Genomic DNA, 24913 nt, shown 5'->3' on the forward strand with positions numbered 1-24913 from the left:
TCGCCGCCCACTGGGGCACCACCACCGCCGCCCGCCGCACCCAAACGCCGCCGCAAACGGCACTGGGGCAAGATCCTGCTGGCGCTGCTGCTGGTCGGAATCCTGGCCGTGGCCGGGTGCGGCGTGTGGATCGACACGTCACTGCACCGCATCACGGCGTTCACCGCCTACCCCGACCGTCCGGCCCCGGGCCGCGGCACCAACTGGCTGCTGGTGGGCTCCGACAGCCGCCAGGACCTCACGCCCGAACAGCAGGCCGCGCTCGCCACCGGAGGCGACATCGGCAACGGCCGTACCGACACCATCCTGCTGGTGCACATCCCGGCTTTCGGGTCGAGCACACCGCCGACCATGGTCAGCATTCCCCGCGACTCGTATGTGCCGATACCCGACAACGGCAAGGACAAGATCAACGCCGCGTTCTCGCTGGGTGGCGCGCCGCTGCTGGCTCAGACCGTCGAGTCGGCGACCGGGCTGCATCTGGACCACTACGCCGAGATCGGCTTCGGCGGGTTCGCCGACCTGGTCGACGCGGTCGGGGGCGTCACCGTGTGCCCCGCCGAGCCGATCAGCGACCCGCTGGCCGGCATCGACCTGCCCGCGGGCTGCCAGCAGCTCGACGGGCGCAACGCGCTGGGTTTCGTCCGCTCCCGCGCCACGCCCCGCGCAGACCTCGACCGCATGGTCCATCAGCGACAGTTCATGTCGGCCCTGCTGCACCGCGCGACCAGCCCTGGTGTGCTGCTCAATCCTCTGCGGTGGGCGCCGATGGCGCAGGCGGCCGCCAAGACGGTCACGGTCGACCAGGACGCCCACGTATGGGATCTGGCCCGGCTCGGCTGGGCACTGCACGGAGATCCGGTCACCACCACAGTGCCCATCGGCGATTTCAGCGCGGGCGACTCCGGGTCGGTGGTGGTATGGGACCACGACGCCGCGAGCCGGTTGTTCGACGCATTGGCAGCCGACTCGCCACCGCCCGCCGACACTCTCAACGTCAACGAACCAAAAGGTTAGCCAAAGCTAAAATCGTCGAACAGCAAATTCGAACCAAGGTATGTAAGCGTCGTCACACGGGTTAGGCAATGCTGACCTCAATGAGGATGACCTTCGCTGACAATGCCGTCTGACCTGCTATATCCTCGCTGCCATGACGGCTACCGGCGCAATCGACACGAAATTCCACGCCCTTGTGCAGGATCAAATTCGAAACGAATTCACGGCTTCTCAGCAATACATTGCGATCGCCGTGTATTTCGATGGCGCCGATCTTCCGCAGCTCGCCAAGCACTTCTACAACCAGTCGCTCGAAGAGCGCAATCACGCCATGATGCTGGTGCAGTACCTGCTCGACCGGGACATCGAGGTCGAGATCCCCGGCATCGACGCGGTGTGCAACCAGTTCGACGAGCCCCGCGATGCGCTGCTGCTCTCACTCAAACAGGAGCGCACCGTCACCGAGCAGATCAGCCGACTGGCCAGCGTGGCCCGCGAAGAGGGCGACTACCTGGGCGAGCAGTTCATGCAGTGGTTCCTCAAGGAGCAGGTGGAAGAGGTGGCGTCGATGTCGACGCTGGTCCGCATCGCCGAGCGCGCCGGCGACAACCTGTTCCACCTGGAGGACTTCGTCGCACGCGAGCTCGCCGCCGCGGCAGGCGCGGACCCGTCGGCCCCGAAGGCCGCCGGGGGCAACCTCTAAGAGTTCGTCCCGCCAGTCCCGCCCGCACCGGTCAGGCCGTTCTGCAGCCAATCTTTGGTGCGGCCGGGATGGTTGGTGGCCACCCAGGCCACCCCGATGTCCCGGCAGAAGTTCACGTCCTCGTAGTGGTCGACGGTCCAGCAGTACAGCGCGCGGCCCTGCGCAGCTGCCCGGTCGACCAGTTCGGGATGCTCCCGCAGCGTCGTGATGGACGGCCCGACAGCCGTGGCGCCGACCGTCGTCGCGGCACTTCCGCCCAGATAGCGCGAGGTCTCCCCCAGCAACACCGTCGGCAGCATCGGTGCCGCCCGCCGGATCCGCCACACCGCGGCCGCGGAGAACGACATCACCACCGCCCGCGACAGATCCGCCGACGCCGGTGAGGCGATGCCGTAGCGGTGCAGGAGCGCCAGCACCTTGTTCTCGACCAATGCTCCGTAGCGCACCGGGTGTTTGGTCTCGATGAACAGCTTCACCGGCCGGTTCCAGTCGAGCACCATCGAGACCAGCGCATCCAGGGTCAGCAGCCCGGTGTCGCCCTGACCACCGTCGGCGTCCCTGCTGGCATGCCACGATCCATAGTCGAGGTCGCGTAGCTCCGCCAGCGTCATCTCGCTGACCAGCCCGGTGCCCGTCGACGTGCGGTCGACCCGCCGGTCGTGCACACACACCAGATGCCCGTCGCGGGTGAGCCGGACATCGCATTCGACCCCGTCGGCCCCCTCACGCAACGCCAGATCATAGGCGGCGATGGTGTGTTCGGGCCGGTCCGCGGATGCCCCGCGATGCGCCACCACGAACGGATGAGATGGACCCGGTGTCGCTGACTCTTCGGCAGCGGCTTCGCCCGCGTTCATACCGCTAATGCTGCCGGGTTCTGCCCTTGGGTCTCAACCGGAACCGCCGATTCGGGTTCGTCCTCGGAGCCGGCGGGCTGCGCCGAACGGCCCGATTCCGTCCCGACCACGACCCAGCGGTGGCTGCGGTGTTCGGCCGGCGCGCCTTCGAAGCCGAGGTACACCCGCCAGGCCAGCAATACGGCGGCCAGCGCCAGGAGATATCCGATGGCGACGGTGACGTTGTTGTCGGCGAGGTGCTGCGTGCTGTTGGCAAAGAACGTGACGACGACGGTTCCGACGATCGACCACAGCGCGACGACGGCGCTGAGCACCCAGACGATCCACCACACCACAATGGGCCGCCTGAGCTGGGTCAGGCGGCCCTCCAGAGTCGCCAGCTCGAGCACGTACACCGGCGCGAACAACACATTGGTCCCGGGGATCAGCGACATCAGCCATATCTCCGCGGCGGAGCGTGGGTCGCTCTGCCCCTGCTGGGCGTAGGCCGCCGCCCGCCGGGCAATGAGCCATCTGACCATGATCACGACGGTGACGCCGAGGATCACGAGCGCCACCAGGCTGGCCACCACACCGAACGCCACGGCCGCGTCGGCGATCAACGGATGCAGCAGCACACTGCGGTTGATCAGCATGAGCCCGTACCGCAGCACATGGGCGAACGCCGCGACGCCGAGCGCCACCATCGTCACGACGAGCATGGTGCGCACCGTTGCCGGCGGAGGCCCTTCGTGTTCGCGGCCGCGTTCCTCGGTGGGGACGTCGAAATGCTGCTGCAGTCCCCATCGCGGGATGACCGGATAGCGCGGGGTCGGCCCCAGCGGGCCACGCCGGATCCGGCGGCGCGGCGGGGCGCCCGGGCGCAGCGCGACCCAGCGGTAGCCGGGCGCCAATCGCGGCGTGCCAGCCTGCGGCGGGCGTCCTGTGGACGGCGGCGCGGGCTGGTGCGACGGTCGTGCAGGCGACTGCGGCGGCGCAGCTGCAGGCGGGGGCGGCGGCAGTGCCTGGCCGCCCTGCTGAGGCGACCACTGCGGCGCGGACGGCGCGAGCAGCGTGCCACCGCACCGCGGGCACCACGATCGTTGCCGGTCACGCACGTTCCAGCGCGTTCCGCACTGCGAACACACCTGGATCATCGGTCCAGCCTAGCGACGGTTGCGCAGCGGTCGCTCACACGCTGCCGGGGCTGCCGTCGTCGGTGATCACGGGTCGGCCCGCGCCCACCCAGGCCAGCATTCCGCCGTCGACGTTGGTCGGTGTGTATCCGTTGCGCGCGAGATAGTTGGCGACGCGCAGCGACCGCCCACCGGCGTGGCACACCACGAAAAGCTCGGCATCAGGATCGATCTCGGCCATCCGCGCGGGCACATCACCCATGGGGATGTGTTGGGCTCCCTCTGCGTGGCCACGCTGCCACTCGTCGTCCTCGCGCACATCGAGCAGCACCACCGCGTCGCCGAACACCGTCGGAACAGCGGCGATATCGGCCTGCGCGACCTCAACGTCGTCCATGCCGTCCATGCTTGCACGCGGATTCGCGCGGTGCACCTGGCACCCGGGCTGACCGCCGGTTCAGCAATCCGAAACTATCCACAGTTTCCACAGGTCTATCCACAGGCCGGCATCTGCGCCGGGCCCGAACAACCTGGTTTAGCTGTGCACATGCTGATCAACAATGTGGATAACCCTGTGTTCGTGTGGCTGTCGATCAACAGTCCCCCGGCGTTCGAGCGAATGATCCGTTGCGCCGCAGGCTCGTCCTGAGGTGGCGCGCGCCCGGTGCCCGGGCCGGGCTCCCGCGGGGCGGTTGGAATCAGCCTGATTCATCGGCCGGCGGCCGTCGTCGCGTCCGCGCCGACGATCCCCGCGGCCCAGGGCCTGCATTCCCGCGTTCCGCGGGTTGACCTGGCATACCTCACGAACCGGACCATGGCCCGGATTTGCCGTCGCCATCGGTCGATTTTTGCCTGGCAGCTCCAGGGTCTATGATCGGCGTCACACCAGATGTTGTGACAGAACTCACTGGGGGCAAACATTGATCGTGCAGGTCAGGAGCGTCTGATGGCGTCACATCCGATGGGGCCCGGGGGGGCCGTGCCGCATTCCGAGTGGCATACATCCGGCTATCTGCATACGCGCAATCAGCTGGTGGCGTTCGTTCGCGCCGGTGCCATCGCGTTGATCCTGCTCGGCATCCTGGCAGTCATCGTCTGGATCTGACTTCCGAGGCATCAGGTATAGGTGTGGGGGGCACCACACGTCGTTGCGATGAACCTTGTGATGAAGCAAGGTGGACGGCGATCTTGTGGAAGCCTTACTTGATCGATCAACCTGAGGAAGGAATCACGTGGCTGAATACACTCTGCCCGACCTGGATTACGACTACGGCGCGCTCGAGCCGCACATCTCCGGACAGATCAACGAGCTTCACCACAGCAAACATCACGCGGCCTACGTCAAGGGTGTCAACGACGCCGTGGCCAAGCTTGAGGAAGCCCGCGCCAACGGCGATCACGCCGCCATCTTCCTCAACGAGAAGAACCTGGCCTTCCACCTCGGCGGCCACGTCAACCATTCGATCTGGTGGAAGAACCTGTCGCCGAACGGTGGCGACAAGCCGACCGGCGACCTGGCTGCGGCCATCGACGACCAGTTCGGATCGTTCGACAAGTTCCAGGCTCAGTTCACCGCGGCGGCCAACGGCCTGCAGGGCTCCGGCTGGGCGGTGCTGGGCTACGACAGCCTCGGCGACCGGCTGCTGACCTTCCAGCTGTACGACCAGCAGGCCAACGTGCCGCTCGGCATCATCCCGCTGCTGCAGGTGGACATGTGGGAGCACGCCTTCTACCTGCAGTACAAGAACGTCAAGGCCGACTATGTGAAGGCGTTCTGGAACGTCGTCAACTGGGAGGACGTCCAGAACCGGTACGCCGCCGCGACCTCGAAGTCGAACGGTCTCATCTTCGGCTGATCCGGTCGCAACCGATCTGCCCTAGAACGGGGCGTCGCGCAGTTTGCGCGACGCCCCGTTCTCGTATTGAGACCTGACCTGCTCCGTTTCCGCTTGCACGACCCACGCACCTGTCGCATGCTGAAATGATCGAGTAGCGAACGGAAAGGTGCCGGCGCCCAACTCCTATGTCCTGGAGGCGAAATGGATTCGGGATCTTCTCGGGCGATCGAGATCGCCCCGTTTCATTCCGGTGGGTCACTCAAGGGTTTCGTGGTGTCCGGCCGTTGGCCTGACACCACCAAGGAGTGGGCACAGCTGCTCATCGTCACTGTGCGGATCGCGTCGGTGCCCGGATTACTCTCCACCACAACGATTTTCGGGGTCCGCGAGGAACTTCCCGAGCAACCTCAGCCCGGCACGGTCGGGCTGGTGATCGCAGAGGGCCCCGTAGTGGGCGAGTCTGCGCTGCCGCCAGGCTATTTCGCCGAGCATCAGCCGCCGGCACTGCTGATGCTGCATCCCCCTTCGGAGACCACGCCGTCGCTGCCCGAGTGCACAGGTGCCGCCTCCGGCTGCGTGCTGCTGCCCGGGCTGCCATATCTGGGACTCGATCATCGGGCCGCATGGGTCGAGGCCGAGGCCGACGGCACCGTCACGTCAATGGTGAGCCGCGTCGGCGTCGACCCGATCAGCCATCCGGACACCGCGATCCTGGCGATGCTGCTCGCCGCATGATCGGGACACCCGTCCCAGAAATCGGAAGGGTGGTTCTCAGTTGGGCAGAACCCGACGGCCCAATATCGATAGCAGGTCTAGCGAACCACGCATTCCAACGCTAGGGTATTGACGTCAGCGAAGAGAGTAGCCCTCAATCGCCGGGTCGCCCGCCGACCGACCGCGATGCCACCCCTCGGCCGTCCGGTTCAGCAACGCGGGTCGCCCAGCGCTTCGACTGGATGCCAGCGCCACCCGAATCGTCGCCGGAATCCACCTGAGCCTCTCGTGGCTATCGAATGAGGCCTCCCCGAGAGGCTCTCGAGAGCGTCGCCGGCCGCGTGCACCGCGTGCTGCCCACCAGCACCGTCGCGCGGCCATACAGTGGTTGGCGCCCTCATTCCAGCAAATGCGTGTTTACGTGGTTTACACGGAGGCCCTAGTTGCCCACAGGAAACTGGGAGGCTCCTGTACGGAGCCGTGCCAGCAGCTCACCCCCGGCAATACAACGCAACCGTCACTATTTGCCTTGTCATGCGGTGCAATCCCGCTGTTCACCCGTGGCGAAGACCCCGGTTTGCGTGGCCAAGGTGGTAAAAACGGTAAGCTGGGTTAACTTTTACGCGGTTTGCACTTGGTAGTTGACACAGTTCTCGCTACGATGGTCAGCAAATACGCCGCCTATTCGTTACCGCTCAAGATGCATGTGGAGGTCAATTCGATGAGCAAGACGTTCGCCGCCCGTCTCAACCGGCTGTTCGACACGGTTTATCCCCCAGGGCGCGGACCCCACACGTCGGCCGAGGTGATTGCTGCGCTGAAGTCCGAAGGCGTCACCATGTCGGCTCCGTACCTCTCGCAGCTCCGGTCGGGCAACCGCACCAACCCGTCGGTGGCCACCATGGCCGCCCTTGCCAACTTCTTCCGCATCAAGCCGGCGTACTTCACCGACGACGAGTACTACGAGAAGCTCGACAAGGAACTGACCTGGCTCGCGAGCATGCGCGACGAAGGGGTTCGCCGTATCGCCGCCCGTACCGTCGGGCTCTCGGCGGAGGCTCAGCAGGACCTCGTCCAGAAGGCCGACGAGCTGCGCCGCCTCGAGCGCCTCGACGACTGAGCCGTCGGCCCCCGGCCGGTCCTCTACAGACAGCACCCAGACAAGCTCCGGCGCTGCCGGGGCTTGTCTGGGTTTTTTGTGGTTCAGACCCCTCTGATCGCGTTCAGCGACCGGACCGCTGCAGGTCGCGGTATTCGCGCGCGATCGCCAGAATCCACTCGCGGTCGGAGTATGACTCCGGTTGACGCAGCCAGGTCAGCCCGGGAAAGGCCGACGCCGCACCGGCATCGCTGTCGCGGGTCTGGTAGATCCACTGCGCCACCGCTCGCGCCTGCTCGTCAGGCGTCACCGCATCGGGGTCGGACGAGCGGTCGCCGCCGCCGGCTTTTCCCTGCGGCCCGACGGCCTCGCGCTCGTGTGCTGCGGCAGTCGCCTCCAGGTACAGCGAGTCCGATATCAGCGACATGCGCTCGGCCACCCGGAACACCAGCGGGCCCCGCGGCCGCACGCCGATACCGACGTCGGGATGCCTGCGACCGAGTTCGGTGAGCAGCGGACCGATGACCCGCAGTTCCTGCCGGGCACCGAACCAGTCCTCGACGCTCGGCAGCAGTGAGCCGGCAGCAACGACCACCATGGCGCAGCCCAGCAGGGTGGCGGCCGACCCGACGCCGACCAGTTGTGTGTGCCCGACCGCACGCAGGAGGAAGAACGCGCTGGCTGCGACGATCAACGCGATGCCCAGGCTGAACACGAAGAGGGCCCGGCCACGGCGGCTTCGGTTCGAGTACCGCAGGCCGGCCCAGACCACGAGCGTGAGCGCCAGTAGTACGTACAGCAACGGCAACAGCCAGGTGGTGGCGCTGCTGACGAGGTCCCGTTTGAGGTATTCCTCCGGCGCCATCTCGGGTTGCCGGGGCGACCGGAAGAACAGCACCAGGCTGACCACTGCGACGACCGCCGCCACACCGTATTGCGCCATGGCAAGGCGGCGGGTGATTGCCGGTGAGTGGTCCGACGCCGCGGTGGTGATCATGACGCAACTGCCTGCGGCGCAAGCGATCAGCGCGACCTGACTGAGCGCCACGGCAATGTTGGGTAGCCGTACGAGGGTGTCGATGAGCAGTGCCAGCGGCTGCCAGTTAAGCGCCGCCACGGCGCCGAGGCTGCCGAGCGCGACGATCATCGCAGCGCTCACCAGTGATTGTTTGTTGACCAAGGCCCATCCGATGCGCAGCCCAGTAGCCATGCCGAGCAAGCCGGCGATCACCCAGATGATCAACCAAACGCCTCTCCGAGGCGAACCTGCACGATCGACGACCGGTCGGACGGCAGCCGGCCCAGCCGATAGAGCAGAAGCGCCGCGAAGTCCTCGGCCTCCTGCTCGATGTCCTCACCGTTGGGGCCCATGCATCCGGTCCGCTGGTTGAGCATGTAGGCGATCAGATCGGAACTGGCCAGCTCGACCGATTCCTCGGCGGCTTCGACGATCGATATGCCCTCGTGTCCGAGTACCAGGTGGCCCAGCTCGTGGGCCAGGGTCCTGTCCCAGGTCGGAAGCCCCTGCTGGATCAGGAACACATCCCGGTCGCTGTACTGCCGCCACTGACCGCACACCCCCGGCGGAAGCTCTTCCATCGTCAGCTCGATCGGTCTGCCCCGATCCTCGCTGACCGCCGCGACCAGGCGGGTCAATGTCACTTCACCGCGCCGCGGCGCGAGATCGAGCACCGCGTTGACAGCGCGTGTGACGGTGCGACTGGCTGACATACCTCCCCCTTTCGACCGTTCACCTCATCAGTCGACGAATCGTGCGACGTTGGTCCGCACCGTGTGCCCGGCTCTGGCCTGCCGATAGCCCACGATGCCCCCTGCCCCCGTCAGCGCCATGATCCCGACCGTGCCCGGCACAGCCAGCGCAGCCAGCTCCGTCGTCCCCGCCGTCCGCAGATAGTCGGCGTAGCCCACGCGGTAGGTCGCGGGGACCGCTGCGTGGTCATGGCCTGCGGCCTGCGGGGTCTGCACCGATGGTTGCACCTGCTTGAGCGTGGGCTGGGCCGACGGGTGCCGATCCGAGGGCGCGCCGGACCCGTCGCCACCGCCCGGGGCGCCGAGCGGCGCGACGACGGGGGGAACGACGAGCGGCGGCACCACGATCGGGATCAGGACCGGCACTGCTGCAGCGGCCGCCAGACCGGGCGGCGGCGCCGCCACCGGCTCGGCCACAGCGGCCGCGGACAACTCTTGTGGCGGCAGCTGCATCTCCGGCGGCACGGGTCGGTTGAACGCCTGCGGCAGCCCGCCGCTGCCACCACCGCCACCGCCGCCACTGGCGATCGACGGGATACTGCCGCCTACCGAGCTCGACGTGGTGGTCTCTGTTGTGGTGGTCTCCGACGTCGTAGACGACGTGGTCCTCGAGGTGGTGGTGGCGGACGTCGTCGTGGCGGTCGTGGTGGGTGACGTCGTCGTCTGAGTCGTGGTCGGTGACGTCGTACTCGCGGTCGTCGACACCGAGGTTTCCGTCGTCTTCGACGTTTCCGTGGTCTTCGACGTTTCCGTCGTCTTCGAAGTCTCCGTGTCGGTCGGCGGGGTCTTCGTCGGGGAACCCTCACCGGAACTCGGGTCTTGGGTCCCCGACGAACCAGTCGGATCACTCGTGCCGGAGGGTTTGCCGGTGTCCACCGGTTTTACGGTCCCCACGGGCCCGCGGGTCTTGGTCGGGCTACCGGTCTTGGTGGGCTTGTCGGTGTTCGTGGCACCGGTGGCCGGCTTGGTGTTGCCGCCGGAGTCGCTCCCGCCCTGGCTGTTGTCGTCGCCGCGGGACCCGCCGCTGGGCCCACCCGGCTTGCCACCGTTGTCGTTTCCCTGCGCGTTGCCGCCCTGGTTCTGGCCGCCCCCAGAGGCGCCGGAATTGCCCGATCCACCACCGGAATCGCTCCCGCCGTGGTTCGGATCGGCAAACGCCAATGCACCGCCGAGACCGGCGATGAACAGGCCGGAAGTCACCATGACGGTCGAGGCGGCGACGCGCATCCGCGAACGCACTGTGTCACCACCCTTTCGCGCATCGCCCGACGAGTTTATAAAGCAGTGATAATTGTCGCACAGCTCGGCTAGCCGGTTTGCTAGCTGTGATGATTCCCCCACCGGTTCCCGGGGCGTGACAGCAGAGCAAATCCGCTGGACGATACTGTGGGGCAGCAGTAGTGCAGCGGTGACCGCCAATACTCGACGAGATGACCCGGAGGCAGCCGGAATGGGCCTGTTCACGCCACGCAAAAGCCGAGCAACCCGCCGCGCCGAAGCCCGCGCGATCAAGGCCAAGGCCAAGCTGGAAGCCCGGCTCACCGCAAAGAACGAGGCCCGGCGCATCAAAGGTGACCGCAAGGCCGAGAACAAGGCACTCAAAGCGCAGCTCAAGGCTCAGCGCGACAGTGACCGCAATGCGCTCAAGGTGGCCGAGACCCAGCTGCAGGCGGCCCGCGAGGGCAAGCTTCTCTCCCCTACTCGGATTCGTCGGCTACTGACGGTCACGCGTTTGCTGGCACCGGTTCTGGTGCCCCTGGTCTACCGCGGCGCCATGGCTGCTCGCGGCGCCATCGACGAACGCCGGGCCGATCAGCTCGGTGTGCCGCTGAGCCAGCTCGGACAGTTCTCCGGTCATGGCGCCCAGCTGTCGGCCCGCATCGCCGGTGCCGAACAGTCCCTGCGCCAGGTCGCCGACAAGGCTCCGAAGGACGCCGAGACCAAGCAGTTCGTCGCGGCCATCACCGATCGACTCAGTGATCTGAGTGCCGCGGTGGCCGCCGCCGAGCACATGCCGACCGCGCGCCGCCGGGGCGCTCATGCGGCCATCGCCGCGCAGCTCGACGGCATCGACGCCGACCTGCTGGCCCGGCTCGGTCTGGTCTGACCCGTGCGATGACCGACGCCCGTACCGATCCCGCGGCCCGGCTGCGCGGTACGTCCGTCGGGGTGCTCACCGGCGTGCTGTCGGTGGCCGCGCACGGAGCCGCGGGCGGCGGATGGCCTGCCGGCGCTGTCACGGCGCAACTGGCACTGCTGGCGGCCACGCTCGGCACGGTGGCCTCGACCGTGCGTGCCGCGAACCGGGCCTGGGTGCTCGTCGGTCTGCTCGGCGCAGGCCAGGTGCTCGCGCACGCCCTACTCGCGATCGACGGTCACACCCACGGGTCGCATCCGCTGCAGCCCGGGGCCCTGATGCTCGCGGCGCACCTGGTGGCCGTCACGGTGGGGGCCCTCCTCATCGCCGGCGGAACCCGGTTCTGCGCTGCGCTGTCCCGGGTCCTGCGGGCAGTGACGCGCCGCGTGTCTGCGCTACCGGCGGCGACCGCACACGCCGTCGCGCACAGCGCCGATCAGCCGTTGCAGTCCGCGCGGCTGTTGGCCACATCGGTGTCCCATCGGGGTCCGCCGGTCAACGTCCTTCGCTGACCCCCCATCCCGACATCCACGAAAGACACTGATTCACAATGAAATCCCCTTACGGGGCGCGTTGGCGCGCCCTGCCCGCCGCCGCTGCGGCGACCCTTGCGACCGGCCTGCTGACCGCGGCCCCGGCATCCGCCCACGTGCACGCCGATGCCGACAATCCCACTCCCGGCAGCACATCGTTGGTGACCTTCCAGGTACCTGGAGAATCCGATACCGGCGCTCTCACAACACAATTGAGCGTCGCCCTGCCCAACGTCGCGTCGGCGCGCGCCGAGGTGATGCCGGGCTGGACGTCCCGGCTCGACCGGGACACCGCGGCAGGCACCGTCCGTTCGGTCACCTGGACCGCGGCGCCGGGCGTCGGCATCTCGCCGGATCAGTTCGCGCTGTTCCGCATCTCGGTCAAGCTGCCCACCACGCCGACGGTGAGTTTCCCTGCCACCCAGACCTATTCGGACGGCAAGGTGGTGCACTGGGATCAGGCCCCGCTGCCCGGTGGCGGTGAGCCCGAATACCCGGCACCCGAACTGAAGCTCTCTGGCGCCCCCGCCGGCGACGACCACGACGAGGACCACGGCGCCGCCCCGAGCGCGACGGCATCGTCGCAGCCCGCCGCCGCGCCCGCACCCGCGGCGGCCTCCGCCGACAACACGGCACGCTGGCTGGCCGGCGGGGCACTGACGGTCGCCGCCGTCGCGGTGGTGGCAGCACTGGCGGCGCGGCGCCGGTCATGAGGCGGGTGCTCGCGGCCGTCCTGACCGGATTCGCCCTGGCCGCATTGTCGTTGGCTGCCGCGGGTACCGCGTCGGCACATGCGACCAGGATCGCCACGGACCCGGCCGACCATGCGGCGCTGACCGCGTCACCGCAGCGGGTCAGCGCCACGTTCAACGAGGCACTGCAGCGGACATTCGCCGACATGACGGTCGTCGGGCCCGACGGCAACCTGTGGTCGACCGGCGAGGCCCAGGTGCAGGGCGCGGTCATCGGGATCGATGTGCGGCCACTCGGCCCGGCCGGCACCTACACGGTGAATTACCGGGTCACGTCCGCCGACGGGCACGTGGTGTCCGGATCGTGGTCGTTCGACCTGACCGTCGCGGGTTCGGGAACACCGGGACCGCCTGTCGGCTCGGCGAGCGGCTCCGACGGCAGTCTGCCGGTGTGGCCGTTCGTCGTGGCGGCCGCGGTCATCGTGGGCGGCGGAGCTTGGTGGGTGCTACGCCGGCGGGCGTGACGCGCAGGATGGTGGCCGGCGGCGTGCTCATCGTCGCGGCGTCGGCGGCCACCGCCTGGGCACTGGGGTATCCGCAGAGCCCGTTGGGAGGCGCGTTGGCGCGCGCCTCGGCGGACACTGCCGCCGTGGTCGCGGTGGGATTGGCCGTGGTGCCGATGCTCGACGTGGTGCGCCACCGCGCAGAACTGGTCCGGTCTGCGACCGGACCGTTGGTGTGGGCCAGTGCAGTGTGGCTGATGACCGAGTTGGTGCGGCTGATGGTCGAAACGGCCCGCGCGGCCGATGTCAGCGTGCTGCACCTCGGCGTGCAGACCAGCGCCGAGTTCGCTTTTTCGACGACCGCGGGCCGGTCCAGCGTGGCCGGGCTCGTCGCGGCACTGGCCCTGGGCATTGTCACGCTCGTGGTGCCGCGGACCGCGGCGGCCGTGGCCGCGTCGACCGGGATCGCCGCGGCGGGTCTGGTGGCGCGAACGTTGTCCGGGCATCTCGCCGAGAGCCCGGTCGGCGGGCTCGCGGTGGCCGCACATGCGCTGGCCGCGGCGCTGTGGTGCGGCACGCTGGCCGCGCTGGTGCTCACGGTGACGCACCGCGGACAGTGGGCTCGGGTACTGCCCAGGTTCTCCCAGCTGTCGCTGATCTGCGTGGCGGCGCTGTTGATCTTCGGTGTGCTCGGCGCGGTCATCCGGCTGGACACGCTCGCGGAACTGTGGACGACCGGCTACGGCCGGCTGCTGTCGGCCAAGGTCGTGCTGACGGCCGGTCTGCTGGCGCTGGCCTGGCGGAACAGGGCCGGGTGGCTGCCTGCGGCGCGGTCGCATCGGGCCAGCGCGAGCCTGTCTCGGTCCCGCTCGCTGATCGAGCTGGCCGTCATGACCGTCACCATCACGTTTGCCGCGGCGTTGGCCGTGGCAGGGTGACCTCCGGGCCGCCTGGCATGATGGGGACGACTGCCGGCCACCCCGCCCCCGCGTCGGCGCGGAGCACAGACACTGCAAAGGAGCAGCCCGATGGCAGAGCAGCAGGATCCCTCCGAGGACAAGCCGGACGCTGGTTCCGGATCTCCCGCGGCTGGCCCGTCAGACGCGGCTGCCGATCCTGGTGCTGTGACCCCGCCTGCGAAGAAGGCTCCGGCCAAGAAGGCCCCCGCGAAGAAGACGTCGGCCAAGAAGGCACCGGCGAAGGCCGCCGCGAAGGCCCCTGCGAAGAAGGCTCCCGCCAAGAAAGCACCGGCCAAGAAAGCACCGGCCAAGAAAGCGCCCGCGAAGGCCGCCGACCCGGCCGAACCCGCGAAGAAGGCCCCTGCCAAGAAGGCGGCCCCGCCCCCACCCGCGCCGTCGGCAGATCTCGCCTCGGCCGCCAAAGAGACTGCAGCGCAAGCGAAATCAGCGGTAGCCGCAGCTGCCAACCCGACGTTGCCCGTCGAGCCCAGCCCGTCGCGGATGCCGCTGGTGGCAGCGATCGTGGTCGGCGTGTTGGCGGTGCTTGTGGCGTTCCTCACCAGGCGCCGTTCCGGCACCCGGTGAGTTTTCTCGCTTGACCCTCCCCCGACGTCAGGGTCGATAGTTGGGTTCGTGGACGCCAACACCGACGCCAGGACCGTCGGCGCCGTAGCCACCCTCACGGGGGTCTCGGTACGGACGCTGCACCACTACGACCACATCGGTCTGGTGGTGCCGAGCGTGCGGACCGCCGCCGGTTACCGCGGCTATCTCGATGCCGACATCGAGCGACTGCACATGGTGCTGGTGTACCGCGCGGCCGGTCTGGCCCTCGAGGACATCCGCGTGCTGCTCGACGATGCCGAGGCCGACGTGCTCGCCCACCTGCGACGCCAGCATGCGTTGCTGTGCGAGCAGGCCGAACAGCTGGAGCAGACCATCAAGGCAGTGGAGGAACTCATGAACGCACATCGCAGCGGGATCCAATTGACCGCCGAGGAGCAGGTGGAGATCTTCGGCACCACCAAGTTCGGTGACGAGTACGCCACCGAGGCCGAGGAACGCTGGGGCGACACCGACGCGTGGAAGCAGTCCCAACGGCGAGCGGCACAGCTGACCAAGCAAGACTGGATCGAGATCAAGGCCGAGAGTGACGCCTTGTTGCATGACCTCGCCGCAGCCAAGCGCTCCGGAGTCGCCCCGGGTACGCCGGAAGCTGATGCGCTTGCCGCACGGCATCGCGCATCGATCGAACGTTTCTACGAGTGCGGCGGCGAGCTGCACCGCTGCCTGGTCGAAATGTATCTGGCCGACGCCCGATTCACGGCCTACTACGACGATGTAGAGCCTGGCTTGGCCCAGTTCGTCCACGATGTGGTGATCGCTAGCATCATGGCGTGATCATCCAGCCCCGCGCCACCGCCGATCTGGTCGACGAGATCTACCCCGATGTCCGTAGCTGCGATCTGCAGTTGCAGAACTACGGGGCCAGGACGATGTTCGCCGGCCGGATCACCACGGTGCGCTGCTTCCAGGACAACGCCCTGCTCAAGTCGATCCTGTCCACGCCGGGCGACGGCGGGGTGCTGGTGGTCGACGGGGCGGGCTCCCTGCACACCGCGCTGGTCGGCGACATCATCGCCGGGCTGGCGCACGACAACGGCTGGTCCGGGGTGATCGTGCACGGCGCGGTGCGTGACGCGGCGACGCTGCGCACCATCGACGTCGGGATCAAGGCCCTGGGCACCAACCCCCGCAAGGGCACCAAGACCGGCGAGGGCGAGCGCGACGTCGAGGTGAGCTTCGGTGGTGTGACCTTCGTGCCCGGCGACATCGCCTATGCCGACGACGACGGCATCGTCGTGGTCACCCCGTAACCGCGAGCAGACACAGAGTCGCACTTTCCGAGCTCGATTCGTGCGATTCCGTGTCTGCTCGTCGGGAAACTAGGCCGGCACTGCCACGCGGTGCTTGGTGAAGTGCAGCGACTGCTCGTCGACCTTCCCGTACCGGATGGTGCGCATGTCGAAGAAGTAGTTCTGCTTGAGCTTCCACGGCGCCTGCGATCCCGACTTGGGCAGGCTGTCCATGGCCCGCCGGAAGTACCCGGGGGTGAAGTCCATGAACGGCAGCTCGTCGACGCTGTCGCCGGGGTGCTGCGCCTCGACGCGGTCAAACCCGTTGGCGTCCATGTAGTTCAGCAAGCGGCAGATGAACTCGGACACCAGGTCCGCCTTCAGCGTCCACGACGCGTTGGTGTAACCGAACGTGATCGCCATGTTCGGCACGCCGGAGAGCATCAGGCCCTTGTAGGTCATGCACTTGGGCAGGTCGATCGGCTCGCCGTTGCGGTAGGCCACCGCGCCACCGAACAGCTGCATGTTCAGACCCGTTGCAGTGACGATGATGTCGGCCTGGAGCTCCTCACCGGAGGTGAGCTTGATGCCGTTCTCGGTGAAGGTCTCGATGGTGTCGGTGACGACGCCCGCCTTGCCCGAGCGGATCGCTTTGAACAGATCGCCGTTGGGCGCCAAGCAGACTCGCTCGTCCCACGGGTTGTAGCGCGGGCTGAAGTGCTTGTCGTAGTCGAAGCCCTCGGGCAGCCGGCGCTCGGCCATCTGGCGCAGCGCCTTCTTGAACGCGGCCGGGAACTTCCGCGCGAGCTGGTACTGGCCGGTGCTGTAACCGATCTGCTTCCAGCGGTTGACGAAGTGGGCCAGGTTCTTCGGCAGGTACTTGTTGGTCTTCGCCGCCACCGGATCGACCAGCGGCAGGGCGCCGATGTAGGTGGGCGACCGCTGCAGCATGGTGACGTGGCCGGCACCGCCGTCGACCAATGACGGGATCAGCGTGACAGCCGTTGCGCCGGAACCGATCACGACGATGTTCTTGCCGGCGTAGTCGAGGTTCTCCGGCCAGTGCTGCGGGTGGATGATCTGACCCTTGAAGTCGTCCGCGCCCGGGAACTCGGGCGAGTAGCCCTCGTCGTAGTTGTAGTAGCCACTGCACACCGACAGGAAGGATGCGGTGATCTGCTTGGTCTCGCCGCCCGTCTCGACGTTGACGGTCCAGCGGTTCTCGGCGTCCGACCAGTCCACCGAAAGCACGCGGTGGCCGGTGCGGATGTGCTTGTCGATGCCGTTCTCGACGGCGGCCTCGTTGATGTAGTTCCAGATCGACCGACCGTCGGCGATCGACTTCGCCGACTCCCACGGCTTGAACCGGAAGCCGAGGGTGAACATGTCGGAGTCGGAGCGGATGCCGGGGTACTTGAACAGGTCCCAGGTGCCACCGATGTTCTCGCGGCGCTCCAGGATCACGTAGCTCTTGTCTGGGCAACGGTCCTGCAGGTGCCAGGCCGTGCTGATGCCGGAGATTCCGGCGCCGACGATCACGACGTCGAAGTGTTCGTTCATGGGACCGACGGTATCAACAGAGCGTTGAGTCGGTCAACAGTCTGTCGAAAATCTCGACGCACTGTTAAACTCCTCATCGTGACCACCGCCCAGACCCGCGCACCACGCGGCCGCCGTGCGACGAGACCGTCGGGCGACGATCGTGAAGCGGCGATTCTGGCGACGGCATCGCGGCTGCTGGAGACCAAGAAATTCGCCGACGTCTCGGTCGACGATCTCGCCAAGGGCGCCGGCATCTCGCGCCCCACCTTCTACTTCTACTTCTCATCCAAGGAAGCCGTCCTCCTGTCGCTGCTCGATCCGCTCATCAAGCGCGCCGACACCGGCTTCGACGGCGCGTTGGAAGACATGCCCGCCGATCCCAAGCGGGCCATCCGCCGTGGCATCGAGATCTTCTTCAGCTCGTTCGGGTCGCACCCCGCCACCGCGAAGGCCGGCGCCGAAGCGGTCGGCACCATCCCCGAGTTCCGCGAGTTCTGGGCGGGGTTGATGCAGAAGTGGATCAATCTGACCGCTGCGCTGATCGGCGCCGAACGCCAGCGTGGCGCCGCCCCGGACACCATTCCGGCGATGGATCTCGCCACCTCGCTGAACCTGATGAACGAGCGCACCATGATGGCCGCACTCGCCGGTGAAGAGCCGGGCATCGCCGACGAGCGGGTGGTCGACACATTGGCCCACATCTGGCTGAACAGCATCTACGGGACCGCAGCCTAAAACTTGTCGCCCCCGCATGCGAACATATGTTCGTGTCCGATCCGCAGGCGGCCATCCTCCATGCCGACCTCGACTCGTTCTACGCGTCGGTGGAACAACGGGACGACCCTGCGCTGCGCGGGAAGCCGGTGATCGTCGGCGGAGGGGTCGTGTTGGCGGCGAGCTACGAGGCGAAGGCCTTCGGCGTGCGGACCGCGATGGGTGGACATCAGGCCCGTGCGCTGTGCCCGCGGGCCATCGTCGTGCCCCCGCGGATGTCGGCGTACACGCAGGCCAGCAGGGATGTCTTCGAGGTCTTCCGTGACACCACGCCCATCGTCGAACCACTGTCGGTGGACGAGGCGTTTCTCGACGTCTCCGGGCTGGGCCGGGTGTCGGGCACGCCGGTGCAGATCGCCGGGCGACTGCGGGAGCAGGTCCGCGACCGGGTCGGTCTGCCGATCACCGTCGGCATCGCCCGCACCAAGTTCCTGGCCAAGGTGGCCAGCCAGGAAGGCAAGCCCGACGGGCTGCTGCTCGTCCCGCCGGACCGTGAACTGGCGTTCCTGCACCCGCTTCCGGTCCGTCGGCTGTGGGGTGTCGGAGCCAAGACAGCGGAGAAGCTGCACGCACACGGCATCGAGACGGTGGCCGATGTCGCCGAATTGCCCGAATCCGCACTCTCGGCGATGGTAGGCGGCGCCATGGGGCGCCAGCTGTTCGCGTTGTCCCGCAATATCGATCGGCGCCGGGTCACCACGGGGGTGCACCGGCATTCGGTCGGGGCCCAGCGAGCGCTGGGGCGTCGGGGCAACAGCATGTCGGCAGCCGAGGTCGATGCCGTGGTGATCAACCTCGTCGACCGCATCACCCGGCGCATGCGCGCCTCCGGACGGACAGGCCGCACGGTGGTGCTGCGGCTGCGGTTCGACGACTTCGGTCGCGCGACCCGGTCACACACCTTGCCGCGGGCGACCGCGTCCACCGAGGACGTCCTCGGTGCGGCGCGCGCGTTGGTCGACGGCGCAGCGCCGCTGATCGCGCAGCGGGGCTTGACCCTGATCGGGTTCGCGGTGTCCAACATCGACCGCGACGGCAGCCAGCAGTTGGAGCTGCCGTTCGAGAGTGTTCCGGATCTGAGCGCCGTCGATTCAGCCGTCGACCAGATCCGGGAGCGTTTCGGTACCGCACTGCTCACGCGCGGTGTGCTGGTCGGCCGCGATCCCGGGTTGGAGATGCCTATGCTGCCCGATTAAAAAGAATCCTCCGCTTTCTCCGAGGATCAGATCCACGCGGTGCGTGTACGAAACCTGAGTAGTCTCACGGATCCGCGGGCCAGGCATGCTGCGGCAAGCTGCGAATCATGAACGCAATCAACGACTTGTCTAAGATCACCGCAGCCTTCTTCATCCAGGCCGCGATTGCCTTCGGCGTGAGTTTCCTCGGTGTGCTCGGCGGAATCTATTTCCTGCCACTGGATACCTGGCAGCGGCTGTTCCTGGCGATGTCGGTGCTGTTTCTCGTCACCAGTGCCTTCACGCTGGCTAAGGTGGTCCGCGACCAGCAGGAGGCCGCCACCATCCGGGTGCGGCTCGACGAGGCGCGGCTGGAAAAGCTACTCGCCGAACATAATCCGTTCAGCTCAACCTCTTGAGGTCCACTCCAGCAGGTCGTCGGCGGGCCAGGTGTTGACGATGCGCTCCACCGGGACCTCGGCGTCGAGTGCTCTCTGCGCGCCGTAGCCGAGAAACTCGAGCTGCCCGGGAGCGTGCGAATCGGTGTCGATGCTGAACAGGCAACCGATCTCCAGCGCCTGCTTGAGCAGCCGGGTCGGCGGGTCGCGGCGCTCGGGCCGGGAGTTGATCTCGACGGCCGTACCGTGGTCGCGGCATGCGGTGAACACTTTTTCGGCGTCGAACTTCGACTCCGGCCGGGTGCCGCGGCCGCCGGTGACCAGGCGCCCGGTGCAGTGTCCGAGCACGTCGGTGTGCGGATTCGACACGGCCTTGAGCATCCGGCGCGTCATCGCCGCGGCGTCCATCGCGAGCTTGGAGTGCACGCTGGCCACCACCACGTCGAGCCGCTCCAGCAGCTCGGGTTCCTGGTCAAGGGAGCCGTCTTCGAGAATGTCGACCTCTATGCCGGCGAGGATCCGCATGGGTGCGACGGTGTCGCGGAGTTCATCGATCACGTCGAGCTGTTTTCGCAGGCGTTCGGGCGAGAGACCGTTGGCGACCTTCAGCCGCGGTGAGTGGTCGGTCAGCGCACAGTATTCATGGCCCAATTCTCTTGCGGCCAGCATCATCTCCTCGATCGGCGCGGAGCCGTCCGACCAGTTGGAGTGCACGTGCAGGTCACCGCGCAGCGCGGCCCGGATGTCGCCCCCGCCGAGATCGGCTGCTGTCGAACGCAATTCGACCAGGACATCGGGCTCGCGGCCGGCCCACGCCTGGGCGATCACCGTGGCGGTCTTGGGTCCGACGCCCGGCAGCGACTGCCAACCGTTGGACGCGCCGAGCCGTTGCCGCTGCTGGTCGCTCAGCGCCTCGACGACGTCGGCGGCCTTGCGGTAGGCCATCACCCGGCGCGGGTCTTCACGGGCCCGGTCCTTGTAGTACGCGATCTGGCGTAGTGCCGTCACCGGATCCATGGGCTCCAGTGTGCCCGTTTGCACCGCGTCCGGACACCCGACTATTCTCAATTGCGATTTTCTTCAATCCATCAAGTCATCAGGTCGTATCGTGCCTCATCGCTTCAGCCGGCTGCTTCCCCATCGCGACGATTACGCCGACCTGCCGCGCTCCTGGCGTCGCGACATCCTCGCCGGCGTCACGGTCGGTGTCGTCGCGCTGCCGCTGGCGTTGGCGTTCGGGATCAGCTCCGGCGTCGGGGCTGCGGCGGGCCTGATCACGGCGGTTGTCGCCGGGCTGGTCGCGGCCGTGTTCGGCGGCTCGCACGTGCAGGTCTCCGGGCCGACGGGAGCGATGGCGGTGGTCCTCGCGCCGATCGTCGCCCAGCACGGGCTGGGCAGCATCGCCTTGGTCACGGTGGTGGCGGGCCTACTGGTGCTGACTGCCGGCATCACCGGGCTGGGGCGGGCCGTGACGTTCATCCCGTGGCCGGTGATCGAGGGATTCACCCTCGGCATCGCCACGATCATCTTTCTGCAACAGGTCCCTGCAGCGTTCGCGCAGCATCCCCCGGCCGGTGAGCGCACGCTGCCCGCGGCGATCACGGTCGTAATCCACGCCGACTGGGCGGCAGCAGCGAAAACCCTTGGCGTGGTAGCCGTCGTGGCGCTCCTGATGGTCACGCTCCCCCGGTTGCACCGGGCTATTCCCGAATCGCTGACCGCGGTGATCGTCGCCACCCTGCTGGTGAGCGCGCTGCACATCCCGGTCGCGGCCATCGGAGAATTGCCGTCGCATCTGCCCGCGCCGGTGCTGCCGCACGCCGATCTCGGGGCGATGCGCACCCTGCTCGGTGCCGCACTGGCCATCGCCGCTCTGGCGGCCATCGAATCGCTGCTCTCGGCCCGGGTCGCGGCAACCATGTCCGACCGGGCCCTATGACCCCGACCGGGAGCTGGTGGGCCAGGGCCTGGCGTCAGTGGCCTCCGGGGTGTTCGGCGGTATGCCCGCGACGGGTGCGATCGCCCGCACGGCGGTCAACGTACGGTCCGGGGCCAGGACACGCGTCGCGGCGATCGTGCACTCGCTGGTCCTGCTCGGCGTGGTCTACCTGGCGACCGGGCCGGTGTCGACCATTCCGCTCGCCGCACTCGCCGGGGTGCTGATGGTGACGTGTTTCCGGATGATCTCTGCTGCCACGGTGCGAAAGATCCTGCGCTCCACCCGATCCGATGCCCTGACCTTCGTGCTGACGGCCGTGGTGACGGTGTGCTTCGATCTGATCGAGGCCGTCGAGATCGGGATCGTGGTGGCGGCGTTCTTCGCGTTGCGGTCGATCGCCCGGCGCAGCAGCGTGGTTCGCGAGGAGCTGCCCGGCCCCGCCCAGCCCGGCGACGACGAGATCGCGCTGCTACGCCTCGACGGTGCGATGTTCTTCGGTGCGGCCGAGCGCATTTCGCAGGCGATCGTCGACGGCGACCACCCGCGCACATCCGTCGTCATCATCCGGATGTCGCAACTGGGCATGCTCGACGCCACCGGCGCGCACACGCTCGCGGAGATCGCCACCGAGTTGGAGGCCCGCGGTGTCACGGTGATCATCAAGGGAGTCCGGCCCGAACACGCCGAGTTGCTCGCCAACGTCGGCGTGTTCGAGTCGCTCCGACACGAGAACCACTTGCTCGATTCGCTCGACGACGCGATCGACCATGCGCGTACGCATGTCGCCCATCGCCCGCACTGAGCAGTTCCCGCAGGCAGATCCGTGCGCTAGACGGTGCGGATCAGCTTCTTGTTGACGAACTCGTCGATGCCGTACTTGCCGAGCTCGCGCCCGTAGCCGGACCGCTTGATGCCACCGAACGGCAGCTCGACACCTTCGGCACCGACGGCGTTGACGAACACCATGCCGGCATCGATCCGATCGGCAACGCGCTTGGCCTGCTCCGCATCGGTGGTGAAGACGTAGGAGCCCAGCCCGAACGGGGTGTCGTTGGCGACGGCCACCGCCTCGTCCTCCGAGCCGACCTTGTACACGACGGCCACCGGGCCGAACAGCTCCTGACCGTAGATCGGGTTGTCCTCGGTGACCCCGGTGAGCACACCCGGCGGGAAGAACGCGCCATTGCGCTCGCCGGCCGACGTCAGCTTCGCACCACCCGCGACCGCGGTTTTCACCTGCTGCTCCAAGGTCTCTGCCGCACGCAGCGACGACAGCGGCGCGACGCCGTCGGCCGCGGCGAGGATCTTCTCGGTGAACTTCGTCAGGAAGTCGTCGTAGATGTCCTCGGCGACGATGAACCGCTTGGCCGCGTTGCAGGCCTGCCCGGTGTTCTCCATCCGGCCGGCCACCGCGGCTTCGACCGTCGCGTCGAGATCGTCGGTCGAGAGCACCACGAACGGGTCGGAGCCGCCGAGTTCCAGGACGCACTTCTTCAGGTGGCGCCCGGCGATCTCGGCGACCGCGGCGCCCGCGCGCTCGGAGCCCGTCAGCGACACCGCTGCCACCCGCGGGTCGGCGATGATCTCGGCGACCTGCTCATTGGTGGCCCGGATGTCGACGTAGGCGCCCTGCGGGAAACCGGCCTCGAGGAAGATCAGCTGCAGCAGCTCGGCCGACTCGGGGCACTGCGGTGCATGCTTGAGCAGAATGGTGTTGCCCACCACCAGGTTTGGGCCGGCGAACCGCGCCACCTGGTAGTACGGGTAGTTCCACGGCATGATGCCGAGCAGCACTCCGACGGGCCCCCGCTTGACCACCGCGCTGCCTTCGCCGTCCAGCAGCGTGATCTCCTCGTCGGCGAGGAACTTCTCGGCGTTGTCGGCGTAGTACTGGTAGATCGCGGCGCAGAAGTCGACCTCGCCCAAGGACTGGTCCATGGGCTTGCCCATCTCGCGGTTGATCACCGTCGCCAGTTGTTCGCGACGCTCCTCGTGCAGCTTGGCGACCTTCCCGAGAAGGGCCGCCCGCTCGGCTACCGTGCTGGTCCGCGACCAGCTGCGAGCGGTCTTGGCTGCCGCGTCGATCGCGGCTTCGATCTCGGCTTGGGTTGCAGTCGGATAGGTGGCGACGACCTCGGAGGTCGCCGGGTTGGTGACTGCATACTCGCTCATGTTCTCACTCCCGGTTGTTGGGCGCATTTAACGCACCCGCGACACTACCCAGCGGGGCGTGGGCTTGGCGGCGAGATGCGCAATCAATTCACAGGTTTCCGGGGGAATGAATCTGCGCGGAGCCAAAGTTGGCATGGGCGTGCGATTCGCCTTCAAAACTTCCCCGCAGAACACAACTTGGGCCGACATGCTCACCGTCTGGCGCGCGGCCGATGCGATCGACGTCTTCGAGTCCGGCTGGACCTTCGATCACTTCTATCCGATCTTCTCCGACTCCACCGGTCCGTGCCTGGAGGGCTGGACCACGCTGACGGCGTTGGCGCAGGCGACCGAACGGTTGCGCGTCGGTGTGCTCGTCACCGGTATCCACTACCGCCACCCCGCGGTGCTGGCCAACATGGCCGCCGCGCTCGACATCATTTCCAACGGACGTCTCGAACTCGGTATCGGCGCAGGCTGGAACGAGGAGGAGTCCGGCGCATACGGCATCGAACTGGGCAGTATCAAGGAGCGCTTCGACCGGTTCGAGGAAGCCTGTGAGGTGCTCACCGGCCTGCTCACGCAAGAGACGACGACGTTCGACGGCTCCTATTACCAACTCAAGGATGCTCGCAACGAGCCGAAGGGTCCGCAGCAGCCGCACCCGCCGATCTGCATCGGTGGCAGCGGCGAGAAGCGCACGTTGCGGATCACCGCGAAGTACGCCGACCACTGGAACTTCGTCGGCGGTCCGCCGGAGGAGTTCGCCCGCAAGCGCGACGTGTTGGCGTCGCACTGCGCCGACCTCGGCCGCGATCCGAAAGAGATCACGCTGTCGGCGCACGTGCGGTTGGGCGAAGACCGCGACTACGCCAAGGTGGTCGACGAGGCGGCCGCACTGGGCGCCGAGGGACTGGATCTGGCGATCGTCTACCTGCCGCCACCGCTCGACAGCTCGGTGCTCGAGCCGCTCGCCGAGGCGATCCGGGATTCGGGTCAGCTCACCGCGTAGCGCCCCACCCAACGACCACGGCGCCCGCCCCCCGCGGGGCGCGGGGGGGGGCGCGGGGTTTTGGGGGGGGTTTTGTGGGCGCCGCCCCCCCCCCCCCGGTTTAAAAGGGAGGCCCCGCCCCGTTGTAAGCAGCAAAATGGCCCCCCGGGG

General features: G+C 67.6%; 27 protein-coding genes and 1 pseudogene. 19 read left to right on the forward strand and 9 right to left on the reverse strand.

Annotation, left to right across the window (positions count from 1 at the left end; translation table 11 throughout):
- Together BST13_RS36945 and BST13_RS36950 are read left to right on the forward strand one after the other, a co-directional pair.
- Nucleotides 1–1017, forward strand: a 1017-nt coding sequence (locus BST13_RS36945) for an LCP family protein (RefSeq protein WP_245839953.1), incomplete at its 5' end; no start/stop codon positions are given.
- A gap of 133 nt (nt 1018–1150) precedes the next feature.
- The gene (locus BST13_RS36950; protein WP_083170993.1) at nt 1151–1699 is read left to right on the forward strand and encodes a ferritin; all 549 of its coding nucleotides are present in this window, start codon (nt 1151–1153) and stop codon (nt 1697–1699) included.
- Here BST13_RS36950 and BST13_RS36955 read toward each other — a convergent pair.
- Genes BST13_RS36955 through BST13_RS36965 form a run of 3 tightly spaced genes read right to left on the reverse strand, consistent with a single transcriptional unit; the run spans nt 1696 to nt 4068 of the window.
- Nucleotides 1696–2556: a glycerophosphodiester phosphodiesterase gene (locus BST13_RS36955; RefSeq protein WP_083170995.1), complete on the reverse strand. Its 861-nt coding sequence runs from the start codon at nt 2554–2556 to the stop codon at nt 1696–1698. The two genes, BST13_RS36950 and BST13_RS36955, sit on opposite strands and share 4 nt — an antisense overlap.
- Entirely contained in the window at nt 2553–3692 is a 1140-nt protein-coding gene (locus tag BST13_RS36960; RefSeq protein ID WP_083170997.1) for a DUF4328 domain-containing protein, read from the reverse strand. Before BST13_RS36960 ends, BST13_RS36955 begins: the two co-directional genes overlap by 4 nt.
- 34 nt (nt 3693–3726) lie before the next feature.
- Nucleotides 3727–4068 carry a rhodanese-like domain-containing protein gene (locus tag BST13_RS36965; protein WP_083171036.1) on the reverse strand — a complete coding sequence of 114 codons (342 nt, stop codon included), beginning with the start codon at nt 4066–4068 and terminating at the stop codon, nt 3727–3729.
- A 549-nt stretch (nt 4069–4617) separates the two neighbouring features.
- Here BST13_RS36965 and BST13_RS39400 point away from each other — a divergent pair.
- From BST13_RS39400 to BST13_RS36985, 4 genes are all read left to right on the forward strand, one after another.
- Nucleotides 4618–4776 (forward strand): hypothetical protein, encoded by a 159-nt coding sequence (locus BST13_RS39400; RefSeq protein ID WP_095533870.1) that lies wholly within the window; start codon nt 4618–4620, stop codon nt 4774–4776.
- A gap of 127 nt (nt 4777–4903) precedes the next feature.
- Nucleotides 4904–5527, forward strand: coding sequence for a superoxide dismutase (locus BST13_RS36975; protein WP_083171001.1), 624 nt, complete (start codon nt 4904–4906; stop codon nt 5525–5527).
- 183 nt (nt 5528–5710) lie between these two features.
- Complete coding sequence (locus tag BST13_RS36980) at nt 5711–6244, forward strand: peptidase (RefSeq protein ID WP_083171003.1); 534 nt, start codon at nt 5711–5713, stop codon at nt 6242–6244.
- 700 nt (nt 6245–6944) lie between these two features.
- Entirely contained in the window at nt 6945–7343 is a 399-nt protein-coding gene (locus tag BST13_RS36985; RefSeq protein ID WP_064943462.1) for a helix-turn-helix transcriptional regulator, read from the forward strand.
- Between the two features lie 103 nt (nt 7344–7446).
- Here the strand turns inward: BST13_RS36985 and BST13_RS36990 are convergent, their stop codons facing one another.
- The 3 genes from BST13_RS36990 to BST13_RS40075 are packed head-to-tail and all read right to left on the reverse strand — an operon-like array spanning nt 7447 to nt 10331.
- Complete coding sequence (locus BST13_RS36990; RefSeq protein ID WP_083171005.1) at nt 7447–8565, reverse strand: hypothetical protein; 1119 nt, start codon at nt 8563–8565, stop codon at nt 7447–7449.
- Nucleotides 8562–9053 (reverse strand): ImmA/IrrE family metallo-endopeptidase, encoded by a 492-nt coding sequence (locus BST13_RS36995; protein ID WP_029371863.1) that lies wholly within the window; start codon nt 9051–9053, stop codon nt 8562–8564. The genes BST13_RS36990 and BST13_RS36995 overlap by 4 nt, the downstream gene beginning before the upstream one ends.
- A 27-nt stretch (nt 9054–9080) precedes the next feature.
- A complete protein-coding gene (locus tag BST13_RS40075; protein ID WP_245839955.1) occupies nt 9081–10331 on the reverse strand; it encodes a hypothetical protein in 1251 nt (416 codons plus the stop codon).
- Nucleotides 10332–10542: 211 nt separating this feature from the next.
- Here BST13_RS40075 and BST13_RS37010 point away from each other — a divergent pair, with 211 nt between their 5' ends.
- The 8 genes from BST13_RS37010 to rraA all read left to right on the forward strand — a co-directional run bounded on the left by BST13_RS37010 (nt 10543) and on the right by rraA (nt 15793).
- A complete protein-coding gene (locus tag BST13_RS37010; RefSeq protein WP_083171009.1) occupies nt 10543–11199 on the forward strand; it encodes a DUF6474 family protein in 657 nt (218 codons plus the stop codon).
- An 8-nt stretch (nt 11200–11207) separates the two neighbouring features.
- Complete coding sequence (locus BST13_RS37015) at nt 11208–11741, forward strand: hypothetical protein (protein ID WP_083171011.1); 534 nt, start codon at nt 11208–11210, stop codon at nt 11739–11741.
- A 38-nt stretch (nt 11742–11779) separates the two neighbouring features.
- Nucleotides 11780–12475, forward strand: coding sequence for a YcnI family copper-binding membrane protein (locus BST13_RS37020; protein WP_083171013.1), 696 nt, complete (start codon nt 11780–11782; stop codon nt 12473–12475).
- Nucleotides 12472–12978: a copper resistance CopC family protein gene (locus tag BST13_RS37025; RefSeq protein ID WP_083171015.1), complete on the forward strand. Its 507-nt coding sequence runs from the start codon at nt 12472–12474 to the stop codon at nt 12976–12978. Before BST13_RS37020 ends, BST13_RS37025 begins: the two co-directional genes overlap by 4 nt.
- An 8-nt stretch (nt 12979–12986) precedes the next feature.
- Complete coding sequence (locus BST13_RS37030; RefSeq protein ID WP_095533871.1) at nt 12987–13895, forward strand: copper resistance D family protein; 909 nt, start codon at nt 12987–12989, stop codon at nt 13893–13895.
- A gap of 90 nt (nt 13896–13985) precedes the next feature.
- A complete protein-coding gene (locus BST13_RS37035) occupies nt 13986–14501 on the forward strand; it encodes a hypothetical protein (RefSeq protein ID WP_083171019.1) in 516 nt (171 codons plus the stop codon).
- A gap of 48 nt (nt 14502–14549) precedes the next feature.
- Complete coding sequence (locus tag BST13_RS37040) at nt 14550–15317, forward strand: MerR family transcriptional regulator (RefSeq protein ID WP_083171020.1); 768 nt, start codon at nt 14550–14552, stop codon at nt 15315–15317.
- Complete coding sequence (gene rraA / locus BST13_RS37045; RefSeq protein WP_083171022.1) at nt 15314–15793, forward strand: ribonuclease E activity regulator RraA; 480 nt, start codon at nt 15314–15316, stop codon at nt 15791–15793. Before BST13_RS37040 ends, rraA begins: the two co-directional genes overlap by 4 nt.
- A 69-nt stretch (nt 15794–15862) precedes the next feature.
- Here rraA and BST13_RS37050 read toward each other — a convergent pair whose 3' ends face one another.
- Nucleotides 15863–17332, reverse strand: coding sequence for a flavin-containing monooxygenase (locus BST13_RS37050; protein WP_083171024.1), 1470 nt, complete (start codon nt 17330–17332; stop codon nt 15863–15865).
- 75 nt (nt 17333–17407) lie between these two features.
- Here BST13_RS37050 and BST13_RS37055 point away from each other — a divergent pair, with 75 nt between their 5' ends.
- The 3 genes from BST13_RS37055 to BST13_RS37065 all read left to right on the forward strand — a co-directional run bounded on the left by BST13_RS37055 (nt 17408) and on the right by BST13_RS37065 (nt 19682).
- Nucleotides 17408–18049, forward strand: a complete 642-nt coding sequence (locus BST13_RS37055; protein WP_083171038.1) for a TetR/AcrR family transcriptional regulator — start codon at nt 17408–17410, stop codon at nt 18047–18049.
- Between the two features lie 26 nt (nt 18050–18075).
- On the forward strand, nt 18076–19284 hold the full coding sequence (gene dinB, locus BST13_RS37060) for a DNA polymerase IV (protein WP_083171026.1): 1209 nt from the start codon (nt 18076–18078) through the stop codon (nt 19282–19284).
- Nucleotides 19285–19391: 107 nt separating this feature from the next.
- Nucleotides 19392–19682, forward strand: a complete 291-nt coding sequence (locus tag BST13_RS37065; RefSeq protein ID WP_083171028.1) for a YiaA/YiaB family inner membrane protein — start codon at nt 19392–19394, stop codon at nt 19680–19682.
- On the opposite strand, the gene BST13_RS37070 is transcribed toward BST13_RS37065, so the two are convergent.
- Entirely contained in the window at nt 19671–20678 is a 1008-nt protein-coding gene (locus BST13_RS37070; RefSeq protein WP_083171030.1) for a PHP domain-containing protein, read from the reverse strand. The genes BST13_RS37065 and BST13_RS37070 overlap by 12 nt on opposite strands.
- Nucleotides 20679–20769: 91 nt before the next feature.
- On the opposite strand from BST13_RS37070, the pseudogene BST13_RS37075 reads away from it, so the two are divergent.
- A pseudogene (locus tag BST13_RS37075) lies at nt 20770–22402 on the forward strand (SulP family inorganic anion transporter).
- Nucleotides 22403–22428: 26 nt separating this feature from the next.
- Here the strand turns inward: BST13_RS37075 and BST13_RS37080 are convergent.
- A complete protein-coding gene (locus tag BST13_RS37080; RefSeq protein ID WP_083171032.1) occupies nt 22429–23772 on the reverse strand; it encodes an NAD-dependent succinate-semialdehyde dehydrogenase in 1344 nt (447 codons plus the stop codon).
- 139 nt (nt 23773–23911) lie between these two features.
- Between BST13_RS37080 and BST13_RS37085 the strand changes: the two genes are divergently transcribed.
- Nucleotides 23912–24763 (forward strand): LLM class F420-dependent oxidoreductase, encoded by an 852-nt coding sequence (locus tag BST13_RS37085; RefSeq protein ID WP_083171040.1) that lies wholly within the window; start codon nt 23912–23914, stop codon nt 24761–24763.
- Nucleotides 24764–24913 lie beyond the last annotated feature (150 nt).

It is taken from the genome of Mycobacterium aquaticum (genome assembly GCF_002086485.1).
Classification (GTDB): domain Bacteria; phylum Actinomycetota; class Actinomycetes; order Mycobacteriales; family Mycobacteriaceae; genus Mycobacterium; species Mycobacterium aquaticum.

Bases quoted from the DNA above. Each gene is read 5' to 3' on its own strand.
- BST13_RS36950 (WP_083170993.1), top strand. From the start codon at position 1,151: ATGACGGCTACCGGCGCAATCGACACGAAATTCCACGCCCTTGTGCAG.
- BST13_RS36955 (WP_083170995.1), bottom strand. From the start codon at position 2,556: ATGAACGCGGGCGAAGCCGCTGCCGAAGAGTCAGCGACACCGGGTCCA.
- BST13_RS36960 (WP_083170997.1), bottom strand. From the start codon at position 3,692: ATGATCCAGGTGTGTTCGCAGTGCGGAACGCGCTGGAACGTGCGTGAC.
- BST13_RS36965 (WP_083171036.1), bottom strand. From the start codon at position 4,068: ATGGACGACGTTGAGGTCGCGCAGGCCGATATCGCCGCTGTTCCGACG.
- BST13_RS39400 (WP_095533870.1), top strand. From the start codon at position 4,618: ATGGCGTCACATCCGATGGGGCCCGGGGGGGCCGTGCCGCATTCCGAG.
- BST13_RS36980 (WP_083171003.1), top strand. From the start codon at position 5,711: ATGGATTCGGGATCTTCTCGGGCGATCGAGATCGCCCCGTTTCATTCC.
- BST13_RS36985 (WP_064943462.1), top strand. From the start codon at position 6,945: ATGAGCAAGACGTTCGCCGCCCGTCTCAACCGGCTGTTCGACACGGTT.
- BST13_RS36995 (WP_029371863.1), bottom strand. From the start codon at position 9,053: ATGTCAGCCAGTCGCACCGTCACACGCGCTGTCAACGCGGTGCTCGAT.
- BST13_RS37010 (WP_083171009.1), top strand. From the start codon at position 10,543: ATGGGCCTGTTCACGCCACGCAAAAGCCGAGCAACCCGCCGCGCCGAA.
- BST13_RS37015 (WP_083171011.1), top strand. From the start codon at position 11,208: ATGACCGACGCCCGTACCGATCCCGCGGCCCGGCTGCGCGGTACGTCC.
- BST13_RS37020 (WP_083171013.1), top strand. From the start codon at position 11,780: ATGAAATCCCCTTACGGGGCGCGTTGGCGCGCCCTGCCCGCCGCCGCT.
- BST13_RS37025 (WP_083171015.1), top strand. From the start codon at position 12,472: ATGAGGCGGGTGCTCGCGGCCGTCCTGACCGGATTCGCCCTGGCCGCA.
- BST13_RS37030 (WP_095533871.1), top strand. From the start codon at position 12,987: ATGGTGGCCGGCGGCGTGCTCATCGTCGCGGCGTCGGCGGCCACCGCC.
- BST13_RS37035 (WP_083171019.1), top strand. From the start codon at position 13,986: ATGGCAGAGCAGCAGGATCCCTCCGAGGACAAGCCGGACGCTGGTTCC.
- BST13_RS37050 (WP_083171024.1), bottom strand. From the start codon at position 17,332: ATGAACGAACACTTCGACGTCGTGATCGTCGGCGCCGGAATCTCCGGC.
- dinB (WP_083171026.1), top strand. From the start codon at position 18,076: ATGTTCGTGTCCGATCCGCAGGCGGCCATCCTCCATGCCGACCTCGAC.
- BST13_RS37065 (WP_083171028.1), top strand. From the start codon at position 19,392: ATGAACGCAATCAACGACTTGTCTAAGATCACCGCAGCCTTCTTCATC.
- BST13_RS37070 (WP_083171030.1), bottom strand. From the start codon at position 20,678: ATGGATCCGGTGACGGCACTACGCCAGATCGCGTACTACAAGGACCGG.
- BST13_RS37080 (WP_083171032.1), bottom strand. From the start codon at position 23,772: ATGAGCGAGTATGCAGTCACCAACCCGGCGACCTCCGAGGTCGTCGCC.